Annotated in this window: 10 protein-coding genes; all 10 read right to left on the bottom strand. The window is 66.0% G+C overall.

The features are described 5' to 3' along the window. Nucleotides 1-4 precede the first annotated feature (4 nt). Nucleotides 5-928 carry a carbohydrate ABC transporter permease gene (locus tag LQF10_RS10825; RefSeq protein ID WP_231063862.1) on the bottom strand — a complete coding sequence of 308 codons (924 nt, stop codon included), beginning with the start codon at nucleotides 926-928 and terminating at the stop codon, nucleotides 5-7. After that, on the bottom strand, nucleotides 928-1,863 hold the full coding sequence (locus LQF10_RS10830; RefSeq protein ID WP_231063863.1) for a carbohydrate ABC transporter permease: 936 nt from the start codon (nucleotides 1,861-1,863) through the stop codon (nucleotides 928-930). The genes LQF10_RS10825 and LQF10_RS10830 overlap by 1 nt, the downstream gene beginning before the upstream one ends. Before the next feature lie 56 nt (nucleotides 1,864-1,919). Beyond that, nucleotides 1,920-3,257 (bottom strand): ABC transporter substrate-binding protein, encoded by a 1,338-nt coding sequence (locus LQF10_RS10835; RefSeq protein ID WP_231063864.1) that lies wholly within the window; start codon nucleotides 3,255-3,257, stop codon nucleotides 1,920-1,922. A 42-nt stretch (nucleotides 3,258-3,299) separates the two neighbouring features. Continuing rightward, the gene (locus LQF10_RS10840; protein ID WP_231063865.1) at nucleotides 3,300-4,454 is read right to left on the bottom strand and encodes a glycoside hydrolase family 183 protein; all 1,155 of its coding nucleotides are present in this window, start codon (nucleotides 4,452-4,454) and stop codon (nucleotides 3,300-3,302) included. After that, nucleotides 4,451-5,539, bottom strand: a complete 1,089-nt coding sequence (locus LQF10_RS10845) for a glycoside hydrolase family 172 protein (protein WP_231063866.1) — start codon at nucleotides 5,537-5,539, stop codon at nucleotides 4,451-4,453. The genes LQF10_RS10840 and LQF10_RS10845 overlap by 4 nt, the downstream gene beginning before the upstream one ends. Nucleotides 5,540-5,756: 217 nt before the next feature. After that, a complete protein-coding gene (locus LQF10_RS10850; RefSeq protein WP_231063867.1) occupies nucleotides 5,757-6,785 on the bottom strand; it encodes a LacI family DNA-binding transcriptional regulator in 1,029 nt (342 codons plus the stop codon). A gap of 43 nt (nucleotides 6,786-6,828) precedes the next feature. Beyond that, complete coding sequence (locus tag LQF10_RS10855) at nucleotides 6,829-7,524, bottom strand: hypothetical protein (protein ID WP_231063868.1); 696 nt, start codon at nucleotides 7,522-7,524, stop codon at nucleotides 6,829-6,831. A 34-nt stretch (nucleotides 7,525-7,558) separates the two neighbouring features. Further along, nucleotides 7,559-9,382, bottom strand: a complete 1,824-nt coding sequence (locus LQF10_RS10860; protein WP_231063869.1) for an ABC transporter ATP-binding protein — start codon at nucleotides 9,380-9,382, stop codon at nucleotides 7,559-7,561. Further along, nucleotides 9,382-11,343, bottom strand: coding sequence for an ABC transporter ATP-binding protein (locus tag LQF10_RS10865; RefSeq protein WP_231063870.1), 1,962 nt, complete (start codon nucleotides 11,341-11,343; stop codon nucleotides 9,382-9,384). The genes LQF10_RS10860 and LQF10_RS10865 overlap by 1 nt, the downstream gene beginning before the upstream one ends. Before the next feature lie 200 nt (nucleotides 11,344-11,543). After that, the gene (ku, locus tag LQF10_RS10870; protein ID WP_231063871.1) at nucleotides 11,544-12,458 is read right to left on the bottom strand and encodes a non-homologous end joining protein Ku; all 915 of its coding nucleotides are present in this window, start codon (nucleotides 12,456-12,458) and stop codon (nucleotides 11,544-11,546) included. Nucleotides 12,459-12,636 lie beyond the last annotated feature (178 nt).

Genomic DNA, 12,636 nt, shown 5'->3' on the forward strand with positions numbered 1-12,636 from the left:
TCACCTACTTGATCCCCGAGATGCGGATCCCGGAGATGATGTACCGCTGGAAGATCAGGAAGAGCACGATCACTGGCATCGCCGCCATGGTGGACCCGGCGAGCAGGAGCCCGTACTCAACCCTGCGTTCGGATCGGAAGGTGGCCAGGTATTGCTGGATCTGGGTCAGCGGCGAGTCCGGTTCGGTGATCGTGAGCACCGGCCACACGTACGCGTTCCAGAACACCAGGAACGAGGTGATCCCGACCACCACGAACACTGGTTTGGACATCGGCAGGAAGATCAAGGTGAAGATCCGCCACCGGCCGGCCCCATCCAGGAGGGCGGCCTCCTCCAGGGAACTCGGGATGCCCAGGTAGAACTGGCGGATGAAGAAGGTGTGGATACCTGCCGCCGCCCCGGGCACCAGGAGCACCCAGAAGGTGTTCAACATCCCCATCCGGGTCACCACGATGTAGGAGGTGATCAAGATGGCCATCTGCGGGATGAACATGGTGGAGAGCACGGCCACCCAGAGCACGTTCTTGAACGCGAAGTCCAGCCGGGCGAAGGCGTACGCCGCCATCGAGTTCACTGCAAGGGTCAGCGTGGCGAACGCCACCGCACCGGCGAAGGAGACGGCGAGGGCGCGCGTGAAGCTGGGGTCGGCAAGGATCTCCGTGTAGTTCTGCGGCATCCATACGTCGGGGAAGAACTGGAACGGGGAGGTGACCACCTCATTGCGTGCCTTGAACCCGGAGATCGCCATCCAGGCGAGCGGGAACAACGCGGCCATGATGATGATCGCCGCGAGCAGGAAGCGGAACACGAACGAGACGGCGCCACCGGAGCGGGAGGAGGACCGGTACCACGAACGTTTGGCGAGGGGCGCCGGCTCGGTGGGGCCGCCGTCGGGAGCTGTGATCTGCTGGGTCGGAAGAGCTGCCATCAGCCGTCCACCGCCTTCTCGGAGTTGATGAGCTTGAAGATCACCGCACTGATCGCGCCGAGCACCAGGAACAACAGCAGCGCCGCCGCGATCGGGTACCCGAGGTAGAGATCGTTGGTGAACTTCTGGAAGATCAGTAGATTCGGGAGCAGCGTGGACTGCGTGGGACCGCCCTGGGTCATCACCAGGGGCAGTTCGTACTGCTGGATCGTGGCCACGAAGGTGGTGACCAGGACGTACAGCAGGATGTTCTTCATCAGCGGGATGGTGATGAAGAACGTGCGCTGGAACCAGTTCGCACCCTCCATCTCCGCGGCCTCGTAGTAGCTCTCCGGGATGTCCAGCAACCCGGCGAGCATGATCAGCGAGGCGAGTCCGAGGCCGATCCAGATCGCAGGTACCGAAATGGCCAGTAGTGCCGTGCGAGCACTTCCGATCCAGGCCACATCCGATCCGCCGAACGAGCTGATGAGGAAGTTCAGCAGCCCTTGCCGGTACTCGAAGATGAGAACGAACACGATGGAGGCGATCACGAACGAGATCACCGACGGGATGTAGATGCTCACTTTGAGCACTCCGGCCATCCGCGCGCTCATCGTCTTCACCAGATTCGCGAAGGCGAAGGCAATGAGCAGAATCGCCGGCACTGTGATGGCGGAGAACGTCAGGCCGCGGCCGATCGACGCCCAGAACACCGGGTCCTCCAGCACGATCCGGAAGTTGCGTAACCCCACGAACACTGAGCTTTCGTAGAAGCTCCACTGATAGAAGCTGACCACCCACGCGTACACGAGCGGCCAGACCACGAAGATGCTGAGCAGGATCACCGCGGGGGCGATCATGGCGAAAGCGATCCTGTTGTCCTTGTGCTTCGGGCGCCGCCGCCCGCTGGGCGAGGCTCCGGCCCGGGCCGCCGTCGCAGTCTTGGTCCTCATGCCACCACTCCTCGTGATGAGGGTCGGGCGCCGCCGCGGCGGCGCCCGACCTACGGTCAGGAGCCGGTGCCCGCCAGCTCGGAGTTCGCGATCTCGGTGGCGATCTTGTCGTTCGCTGTCGCCAGTGCCTCATCCACCGGGGTCCCCTGCATCGCTGCCTCGATGGCTTCACCCATCGCGAGGGAGACGTTCCACGGGTAGGCGGGCTCCTGTTGGGCGAACGGCACGATATCGGTTTGGATGGTCTCGTTCCACGGATTGATCGAGTCCACGTCCGGGAGTTCGGCGATCACATCCGCCACGGACTGGCGCGGGGAGACCTTCGAGAACACGGTGGCTTCGAAGAAGGGGACCACGTTCTCCGGATCACCGCCGAGGGACCACTCGATGAAGTCGGCTGCCTCGGCGGAGACGTCACTGTTGCCGTCCACCACCCAGGTCCAGCCGCCGAGCGTGGCGGTGGTCTCCCCCGGCTCGCCGCTGAAGCTGGGCATCGCGGCCACTTCGGTGACCTCAGCAATCTCCGGGTAGTCCGCGAGGAGTTGGCTGGCCGCCCAGGAGCCGTTCGCCATCATGGCGAACTCACCCTCCCCGTAGGGGGTGGCGTCGGCGTAGCCGATCCCATCGCCGGGAGGGAGTGCGCCCGAGTCGAAGAGGTCCTGGAACGCCTGCAGCAACGGGGCGAAGTCGTCATTGGCGGCCGGCTCGGACCAGTCCTGGCTGATCGGCAGATGGCCGGCCACGTTCCACTGGTAACCCCAGGTGGACCAGGACATGTCCACCGAAGTCTGCGCCAGTCGCATCCCGAAGACCTGATCGTCGGTCAGCTGCTCGGCATAGTCGATCAGTTCCTCCCATGAGCTCGGCGGGCCGGAGAGGCCGGCCTCGTCGAACAGATCAGTGCGGTAGTAGAGCACGGCGGAGGGTTCCACCAGCATGGGGTAGCCGAAGTGTTCACCGTCGGCCGAGACTGATTCGAGCACGTTCTCCTGCAGGTCGCTCCACGCCTCTTCGCTGATCAGGTCGGTGAGCGCGGTGATCTGGCTGGTGCGCGCGGCATCCCGGATGTCCCCGTAGTTCATCGTGCGCACATCCGGGGCGTTACCTGCGGCCTGCGCCGCAGTCATCCGCTGTTCCCAGGCGTCCGCGGGGACCACCGTCAGGTTGACGTGCACCTCGTCCTGGGACTCGTTGTAGGCGTCCACGACGCTCTCGTACCATTCGTTCTCCTCGTCGGTGAACTGGCTTTGCCAGAAAGTCACCTCCGTGGCGCCGTCAGGAGCATCGCCGCCGCCGTTGCCGGAATCCTCGGGTGTTCCTGAGCATGCGGTCAACGCGAGGCCGACCGTCACCATGGCGGCCAGGCCGCCGAGCACTGCGCGGGTGGTTCGCATCTCATCCTCCTTGATGGGTGACTCGTCGATGAGTCGGGTGGTTTATCGGGTCACCAGATCGGCGCTGTACCAGAAAACGTTGTAGGGGCCCCAGAGGGAGAGTGAGAAGTAGATCGTCTGACCATCCTCACTGACATACCGGGGATTGGTGTAGGGGCCGTAGAGGCCGGGCGTCTCCTCCTGGGTGGTCAGGGTGACCGACTCCCCCCACGGCCCCCATGGGGTGAGCCCTTCGGCGAGCACAGCGTCCTCGTTCTCCAGATAGGTCATCAGCCACCGGTCGAGTTGTGGGTGGTACATCACCGACAGCTCCCCGACCGGTGCCTCGATGAGCGTCTGAGCCTCGTCCATCACCTCGGACCAGATCGGCTCGCCGGAGTCGTCGGTACCGGCGAAGTAGCGGTACGCATTCAGGTCCTCGACTGCACTGGTGGTGGCCGGCACCTTCATCAGCTGGACGCTGCCGAAGCGCCCCGAGGGAATGGACCAGAAATAGACGAACTCCTCTCCGTCCTCCTCCACGAGCGCCGCCGAGACCTGGACGAAGTGGGAGTCGCCCGGCCACTGGGGAGCGTCCAGGACCTCCCAGGTGGCGCCGTCGTCAGTCGATCGGACCAGGCCCGCATGGTTGGCGTCCCACTGGCCGGCCTCGCCCCAGAAGCTCACCGACATGTACTGCAGGTAGAGCGTGTCCTCCACGGCGAACCCGTGGGTGGGGATCTTGGTGACCTCTCCCTCACCGTTGTTCGGATCGTGCTCACCCGGTGCCACCTCGAGCGCGAGGCCGACGTCGTCCCGCACCCAATCATCGAACGTGATCCCGTCCGTGGGGTCGTCATCGGTGGTCCAGGCCACCGCATTGGATCGCCAGTTGCCGCCCCCGCCGCCGAACGCGTCCGGGGCCCGCGTGCCGAAGGTGTCACCGAAGACGAAATAGGTGCGCTCCCCCGCGGTGAACATCGAGCCAAGGTCGGTCCCCGCGATGGCGACCGACTCAGTGTCGTTGATCGTCGAGTCCGGGCCGGTGAGCTGGGCGATCTGCGTCACGTTGGCGACCTCGGTGACGAGGAACTCGCCGCCCGGGTCACCGCCACCTGCAGGCGGTGCTCCGCCGCCGGTGCCCGGGTTCGAGCACGCGAGGAGGGCGAGTGTGGCCACGAGGGCCAGACCCCCAGAGACGCCGTTGCGCAACCTCATCCGATCCTCGGAAGGCGTTCGGTGACCTCGGGCAGGGTAAGCCAATCGGCCACGTGCTCCTGATACCAGTAGGCGGTCGAGGAGACGTCGTCACTGCGCCGGTTGTCATGGCCGTGTTCGATGGTCACGCGGATCGACTGACGGAAGGTCACCGGATCCTCAATGTGGAACCGGTACAGGGAGATCTGGCCGGACCAGTTCTCTCCGCCCGGCAGCGTGATCCCGTGATACATCGAGCTGTAGCTCTGCGAGGGGCACCATGCGGTATTGAAGTAGTCCTCGGTTCCGGTGCCGTGCAGGCTCGGCGGCCACGATTCGCCGTCCACGAAGATCATGTCGTCGCCCTCGCCGTACCAGTTCCACTCGTTGGTCTGGCGCAGGTTCGTCACGTTCAGGACGCACCCGACGAAGTGGCCGCGACCGGTGGTCTCAAGGATCGTGTAGTTACCCTCTCCCGTGGTGTTCTCGCCACCGAACAGGTGCTCGGGATTCGTGCGACCCTCCTCGGGGGCGCCGCCGGTGGGATTCTCCCGGTTCCAGCAGGCGTGGAACCGGCCCAGTCCCTCCTCGAGCTCATCGAAGGCGTCATAGTCGATGTAGTAGTAGAACCAGACGTCCTGGTCACACTCACTGGTGATCTCGAACCGGGCACCGTCGGCGAACGGCATCTGGAAGAACGAGTTCAGCCCCTTACCGTCCTCGGGGCTCATCTGCAGAGGCAGGGAGGCGAAGTTCACGGTACGGGCGTGCCCGACACCGAAGAAGTCGCCAAGGGGCACCAGCACGCTGGGTGTGTCGGCGCCGTCCCAGAAGACACGCAGGACGAGCTTGCGGAGATGGTCGCGATCGGAGGAGTCCGGACCGTCCCCGGCCGCGGGAGCCACCGTGATCCAGATGTGGTTGATCGATCCGGCACCGGAGATCTCGGCCAACGTGTGGGTCTCCCCCGGGCGCACGGTGAGGCGGTCCTCGTTCCCACCGGTGCGGTCCCAGCTGGACACTCGCAACCGGCGGTGATCGCGGAGGCGGGGCAGGTCGCGCAGGCTGGAGCCGTAGGTGCCGTACCGCACGGGCTGGGTGGTCATGGAGATCCTCTCCGTCGAGTCTCATCTCCCGGCATCCTGCTGACCCCGGGAGAGGCAGCATCCCAGGAGGGAAACAGAGCTGAGTAAACGTTTACTGGCATGAGCATGCCACCGTCACCCGCGCGTGTCAACGCCGCTTCCGACGGTCATTCACAGCGCGGGCATACCCCGGGAAAGCGGGCGCGTGCGTGGGCCTGAGTGAGAGCCCGTCGGTGGATCAGCGGCGGTTCAGGTCACGCGAGGCAGTCGTGCCCCGCACGATGAGCTCCGGCTCCAGGAGGAGGTGGATCGGTTCGATCTGCGGATCCGCAGCGCGTGCGTGCAGGCGCTCGGCAGCACGAGTACCCATCTCCTCTACCGGCTGAGCCACGAGCGTGACGGCAGGATGCACCATCTGGGTCCAGGTGTCATCGTCAACACCCACCAGCGAGATCTCTTCCGGCATCCGTAGGCCAGAGGCCTGGATCCCGCGGTAGGCGCCGGCCGTCAGCGGGCCGTTCATCGCCACCACGGCATCGGGACGGCGCGGCTGCGCCAGCGCCGCGCGCACGGCCGCCTCGGCATCGGCCATCTGCAGGTCGGTACGAACCATGCGCTCGGACTCCAGCGGCACCCGGGAGTCGGCCAATGCGTTCCGCATTCCGTCCAGGCGGTCTTCGGTGGTGCTGACCCCGGAGGGGCCGGCCAGGCACATGATGTCCCGGTGCCCGCGAGCGAGCAGGTGCTCCACGGCCATCCGGCCGGCGCGCTCGTTATCCAGAAGGATCGAATCCCCGGCGAAATCGTGCACTCGCCGGTCCACCACCACCGTGGGGATCCCGGCCGCCAGGAGCGGGCGCAGGTCCGAATCGGCCTCGGAGGTGACCGAGACCACCACACCGGACATGTGCTGGGCGATCGCGGCATCGAGATAGCCGCGTTCACGGTCAAGCTGTTCGTCGGTGTTGCACAGCATCACCGCATGCCCGGAGCGCACCGCGACGTGCTCCACTGCGGTCACCAGGGATGTGAAGAACGGGTTCTTCACATCCGAGACAATGGCCGCCCAGACGTCGGCGCGCTGGCGGCGCAACGCCCGACCGTTGGAGTTCGGCACGTATCTGGTGGCTTTCGCGGCCGCGCGCACCCGCTCAGCCAGTACGGGGTCCACCGTGCTCGATCCGTTCAGGACCCGGGAGACCGTGGCGATGGAGACGCCGGCAGCGTGCGCGACGTCCGTGATCCGGACCGGACGGTCGGTGATCATCGTGGATCCCCCGGCTGCACCGCGGTGCTCAGCATCGCTCCCGCTACCGCTCGGCAGGTGGCTCGCCGGCACTCTCGGCAGAGTCAGGTCGAGGGGCAGGCGGCCCGCCAGCCTCACGTTCGCGGGCCGCAGCATCGCGCGCGGCTGCGGTCCGCGCCTCCTCTGCCGCGGCGTCCCGGGCGGCCCGATCCTTCTCCCGAGCCTTTCCCTTGGCCAGATCGCCACTGAGCGCACGCACCTTGCGCCTCGAGGTGAGCATGCGCCAGGTGAGCGCGATCGCCACTGCGGCCACCGCCACTGCACCGAGCGCTCCGCCGTAGACGGCGCCCGTGAACGACGGCGCACCGATCACCATATCCGTGCGGGCTTCAGTGGCCGCCAGTGTGGTGGAGGCGTCGATCGCGATGGTGAGCACCACAGGCAGGGTGAGCAGTACTGCAACTGCGCCAATGATCAACCGGGTTCGCCAGGGCTTACGCAACCGGATCGCCAGATAGCCGACTGCCAGAGGCACGAGGGTGAAGATCACCCCACACAGCAAGCCGGTGAGCACCCCGGCACTGGAGACACCATCGACCCACCCGGTCACGATCGATGCCCACCAGCCGGGCAACAAGGCACTGCCGAGGACGAACAGGACGATCGCGAGGATGAGAGCACCGAGCACTGTGGTGACGGTGCGGATCCACGGAGGTGGTGCCGAGGAACTCGGCTTGGTCTTCGGAGCGTCGTCACTCATGGGCCCATCCTTACACCATGACCGGCCCTCCGGCTCAGACAAGTGAGTCCTGCCACGCCTTGTGCAAGGCGGCGAACCGTCCCGTTCCGCTGATGAGTACCTCGGGAGAGCCGTCTTCGACGATCTCACCCTCGCTCATCACCAGCACACGATCGGCGATCGCGACCGTCGAGAGGCGGTGGGCGATGATCAGCGCGGTCCGGTCGGCCAGCAGGGTCTGCAGCCCGCGTTGCACCAACCGCTCCCCTGGGATGTCCAGCGAACTGGTCGCTTCGTCCAGAATGAGCACAGCTGGGTCGGCGAGGAAGGCGCGTGCGAATGAGATCAACTGCCGCTGCCCCGAACTGACCCGACCACCGCGCTTGTTCACATCGGTGTCGTAGCCCTCGGGCAACGCCATGACGAACTCGTGTGCACCGACTGCGCGCGCCGCCGCCACGATCTCATCATCGGTGGCGTCCGGTCGCGCGAGTGCGATGTTGTCCCGAACTGTCCCGGAGAAGAGGTAGGCCTCTTGGGTCACCATCACCACGGCACGGCGCAGATCCTTCATGGACACCTCGCGCAGATCAACGCCGTCGAGCGTCAGGCTGCCCCCCGTGACGTCGTAGAACCGGGCCACGAGTTTGGCCACTGTCGACTTCCCCGCGCCGGTCTGTCCGACCAGGGCGATCGTCTGACCCGCCGGCACGTCGAGATCCAGATTCGGTAGCACCACCTCATCGGAGCCGTACCCGAACCGGACGCCCTCGAACCGGAGATGACCGGATGCCGCCGGCAAGGGCACCGGCCGCTCGGCCTGGCGCACAGTGGGCACCTCCTCGAGCAGTCCGGAGATCTTCTCCAGGGCCGCCGCGGCCGACTGGAAGGAGTTGTAGAACATCGCCATCTGCCCGACCGGCTGGAAGAACCGTTTGGTGTAGAGCAGCGTGGCAACGAGCACACCCACCTCAAGTTGGCCGTCCAGCACCCGAAATGCACCGATCGCCATCGCGACGGCCACGGTGACGTTCCCGGTGAGCTGGAGTGCCGGGTCGTAGATGCCGTTGAGCCCCATCGTGCGGGCGTTGTTGTTCCGGTAGTCCTCGGTCAGATCCGAGTAGGTGGCATTGTTGGCCTCCTCGCGCCGGAACGCGTGAACGGCGCGGATCCCGTTCATCGTCTCCACGAAGTTCACGATGAGACGCGCCGAGGCCACCCGGGAGATGCGGTAGAGCACCTGCGACCGCTTCTGGAACCACCGGGTGATCAGCGCCACCGGAATGACCGCCACCAACAACACCAGTCCCGCCTGCCAGTCCAGCAGGAACAACGAGAGTCCCACGAAGGTCATGTAGAGAAATCCGGACGCAAGCTGCGTGATCCCGGAGTCAAGAAGTTCCTTGAGCGCATCCAGGTCGGCGGTCTGCCGGGAGATGATCCGGCCGGAGGTGTAGGACTCGTGGAACTCGAGGCTGAGCCGCTGCGTCTGCCGGAACACGCGCTGGCGCAGGTCCAGCAGGATCGCCTGACTCACCCGGGCGGCCAGGCGTACGTATCCTGCCGTCGCGGCCCCGGAGATCAGTGCGGTGAGCACGTAGATCCCGCCGGTGAGCACGGCCGGTGCCCAGGTGCCGTCCTGTGCGGCCGGGAGCCCGGTGTCGATCGCGTAGGCGATCAGGGCCGGTCCAGCGGCACGAGCCGCCTGGGCCGCGACGACGAGCGCCACGGTAAGGATGAACACTCCGCGCAGCGGTCGCAGCAAACTGCCCAACAGTCGCAGGGACCGGCGGCGGATGAAGCGGGAATCCGCGCGATCGAGGTTGCTGTTCTCTTCGTCCTGCACTCCGCGCGGGGTGACGGGGGTGGTCGTGCGCATCAGGACCTCACCTCCACCGATGGGTCCATAGGTTCGGCCTCATCACGCTCGTCCTCGTCCTCGACCAGACTGGAGATCACGAAGCGGTAGTGCTCATGGGTGGCGAGCAACTCGGTGTGCGTGCCGACGCCCGTGATCACACCGTCTTGCAGCACGGCCACCCGGTCTGCCAGTGCCACTGTGGACGGGCGATGGGCCACCACCACGGTGGTGGTCTCGGCGAGCTCGTCCCGCAGGTGGGCGGTCACGACTTCCTCAGTGGCCACATCGAGGGCCGAGAGCGGATCATCGAGCACCAGCACGCGAGGCCGCGCAGCTACAGCACGGGCGAGTGCGAGTCGCTGCCGTTGCCCGCCCGAGAGGCTCAACCCTTCTTCACCGATCGTCGTCTCCAAGCCGTTCGGCAATGCGCGGGTGAACTGAGCCTGCGCGATGGTGAGTGCACGGTCCAGATCGGCATCGCCGTCCTGCCCCTCGGGCGCCCCGAGTAGCACGTTCTCGCGCACGGTCGCCGAGAACAAGGTGGCGTCCTCGAAGGCGATCGAGACGATCTCACGCAGATCGTGCCGGGTCATGTCACGTACGTCCACACCGTCGATGCGCACGGACCCCGCGGTGACGTCGAACAGCCGCGGTACCAAGGAGATCAGCGTGGTCTTCCCCGAGCCGGTCAGGCCGACGATCGCCATGGTCTCGCCAGGCCGCACGGTGAGGTCGATCCCGTCCAGGACGGCCCGGCGCGGAGCCTCGCGCGGCCGATCGGGGTCACGCCAGGCCTGGTCCGCAGTGGGTTCATCGGGGTACTCGAAGCGCACCTGGTCGAAGACCACCTCGCCACGAAGCTGCTCCGGGCGCTGGGGGTGCTCCGGGTCATCGACGACGTTCGAGGTGTCGAGCACATCGAAGTAGCGATCCACGGCCGTCTTGGCGTAGAGGGTCATCGAGACAAGGTGGCCGAGCTGCTCCACGGGCCCGCTGACCACCACGGCCGTGGCGAAGAAGGCGACCAACGCCCCCACCGTGATCTGCTCGTTCACCGCCAGCCAGACGCCAGCGATCAGGCACGCGCCCAAGACCACCTCGGAGATCGCAGTGATCGCGAACAGGAAGGCGCCGAGCGTGCGCGCCTTGTGGAGCTCGGTCCGGCGCAACTCGTCGGCCTGGACGGAGAAGTTCTGGTATGCCTCGCGCCCTCGCCCGAACGCCTTGAGCACCCGGATCCCATGCACGGATTCCTCCACCGTGGTGGCCAGATCGCCAGCCTGGTCTTGGCTGAGCCGGGAGATCCGGCGGAACCGGGACGAGAAACGGTACGAGAAGTACACCACCGGCAACGCGCCGGCCAGGTAGGCGATGCCCAGCCAGCCGCCCTGATAGATCATCAGTCCGACCCCGACGGCGATCGTGGTGGTGTTCACCACGAGCATCACCATCCCGAAGGAGAGCCATCGCCGCAGCATGCCCAGGTCGCTCATCGATCGGGACAGCAGCTGACCGCCGGGCCACTGGTCGTGGAACGCGACCGGGAGATTCTGCAGGTGCCGGAAGAGGGCAAGGCGCATGTTCGCCTCGACCTTCGTGCCCGGGATCAGGATGAACGCTCGGCGCAGCGCGATGAAGACGGCCTCCAGCACCCCGAGTCCGAGGACCAAGAGGACGGCGAGCCACACACCGCTGCGATCCTGAGTACCCACCGAGTCCATCAGCGGGTTATCCACGGCCCACTGGATCACCTGCGGAATCGCCAGCGCGGCAAGGCTCGCGGCGAGGGCACAGAGCATTCCCGCGATGAACCGGGGGATCGCCGGGCGGAAGAAGGGGTACAGGCGGGCAAGTGTGGCGACGACGGCGGCGCTCGGCGGCAGTGGGCTCGCGGCGCCGGATCGCGGCTCGGAAGGGTCGGAGTGGGACTGATCGGGTGTGGATCCGGACTGTTGTCGGCCGGGATGATCAGAGGGCATGGGTGGCGTGGGCCTCCTCGGTCGTCGGCGGTGACCGTCGCGTGGTCGGTGGCGCGCCGAGCGTCACACCTCGCGGACCGGCATCGAGCCCAACTCGGGTGTGGTGCCTGGTTGCGCGGGGTCCCCCACGGTGGACAGCGTTGTCCATCATACGCCTGTTGCCGGATCGAGCGCGGGTAGAAACGCCGCGACGAGGGTGTTCAGGCGCTTTTCGAGGCCCGCTTGGAACTCGAACTGCCGCTCTTCCCGGACTTCTTCGTCGTCGCCTTCTTCCCGCTCGAGCCCGCGGAGGACTCCGTGGAGTCAGAACCTTCGGAACCGGACCCCGACTTCCCACCGCGGCTGGTCCGGCTCGCCTCCACACTGCGACGCAGCGCCTCCATGAGGTCGAGGACCTCACCGGATTCCTCCTCGACCGTCTCCTCGACGGCGACGCCCTCACCCTTCTCGAGTTTGGCGTTGATGAGGGCCTTGAGTTGGATCTGGTAGTCATCCTGGTGCTCGTCAGGAACGAAATCGGTCTCATAGGCGGAGACGAGGGAGGCAGACATCTCCAACTCCTTGGCACTGATCTTCACGTCTGTTTCGAGACTCTCGAACTCAGGTGCGCGGATCTCGTCAGCCCACAACAGTGTCTGCAGCATCAGGACGTCTCCGCGTACCCGCAGCGCGGCGAGGCGAGTCTTCTGCCGGAGGGTGAAGGAGACGATCGCGGTTCGATCGGACTCTTCCAGGGTCCGGCGCAAGAGCACGTAGGACTTCGTGGAGTTGGAGGTAGGTGCAAGGTAGTAGGCGGAATCCAGCATCACGGGCTCCACCTGCTCCGAGGGGACGAACTCGAGCACGTCGATCTCGCGACTGCGCTCGGCGGGAAGTGTGCTGAAGTCCTCCTCGCTGAGCACCACGGTCTGTTCATCATCGGTGTAGGCCTTGTCGATGTGCTCGTACGGCACGATCTCACCGCACTGCTCGCACTTGCGCTGGTACCGGATCCGGCCGCCGTCCGCATCGTGCACCTGGTGCAGCCGCACATCGTGGCTCTCGGTGGCGCTGTAAACGGAGACGGGCACGTTGACCAGGCCGAAGGTGACCGACCCTTTCCAGATCGCCCGCATCGTCGCTCCATCCTTCCGCCCGACTCTCCATGGTGGATCCCCCACCACAACCTCAGTACACACGTCCTGCGCCGTGATTTCCACACGACCCCCGCGCCGAGTGCCCAACTTCTCGCTCATATCGCGGGATATAGCCGAGATGCCGAGCACTCGCGGACGGGCGGGGAGCTCATATTCG

The organism is Ruania halotolerans (assembly GCF_021049285.1).
Classification (GTDB): Bacteria; Actinomycetota; Actinomycetes; order Actinomycetales; family Beutenbergiaceae; genus Ruania; species Ruania halotolerans.

Bases quoted from the DNA above. Each gene is read 5' to 3' on its own strand.
- LQF10_RS10840 (WP_231063865.1), bottom strand. From the start codon at position 4,454: ATGAGGTTGCGCAACGGCGTCTCTGGGGGTCTGGCCCTCGTGGCCACA.
- LQF10_RS10860 (WP_231063869.1), bottom strand. From the start codon at position 9,382: ATGCGCACGACCACCCCCGTCACCCCGCGCGGAGTGCAGGACGAAGAG.
- ku (WP_231063871.1), bottom strand. From the start codon at position 12,458: ATGCGGGCGATCTGGAAAGGGTCGGTCACCTTCGGCCTGGTCAACGTG.
- LQF10_RS10855 (WP_231063868.1), bottom strand. From the start codon at position 7,524: ATGAGTGACGACGCTCCGAAGACCAAGCCGAGTTCCTCGGCACCACCT.
- LQF10_RS10845 (WP_231063866.1), bottom strand. From the start codon at position 5,539: ATGACCACCCAGCCCGTGCGGTACGGCACCTACGGCTCCAGCCTGCGC.
- LQF10_RS10835 (WP_231063864.1), bottom strand. From the start codon at position 3,257: ATGCGAACCACCCGCGCAGTGCTCGGCGGCCTGGCCGCCATGGTGACG.
- LQF10_RS10850 (WP_231063867.1), bottom strand. From the start codon at position 6,785: ATGATCACCGACCGTCCGGTCCGGATCACGGACGTCGCGCACGCTGCC.
- LQF10_RS10825 (WP_231063862.1), bottom strand. From the start codon at position 928: ATGGCAGCTCTTCCGACCCAGCAGATCACAGCTCCCGACGGCGGCCCC.
- LQF10_RS10830 (WP_231063863.1), bottom strand. From the start codon at position 1,863: ATGAGGACCAAGACTGCGACGGCGGCCCGGGCCGGAGCCTCGCCCAGC.
- LQF10_RS10865 (WP_231063870.1), bottom strand. From the start codon at position 11,343: ATGCCCTCTGATCATCCCGGCCGACAACAGTCCGGATCCACACCCGAT.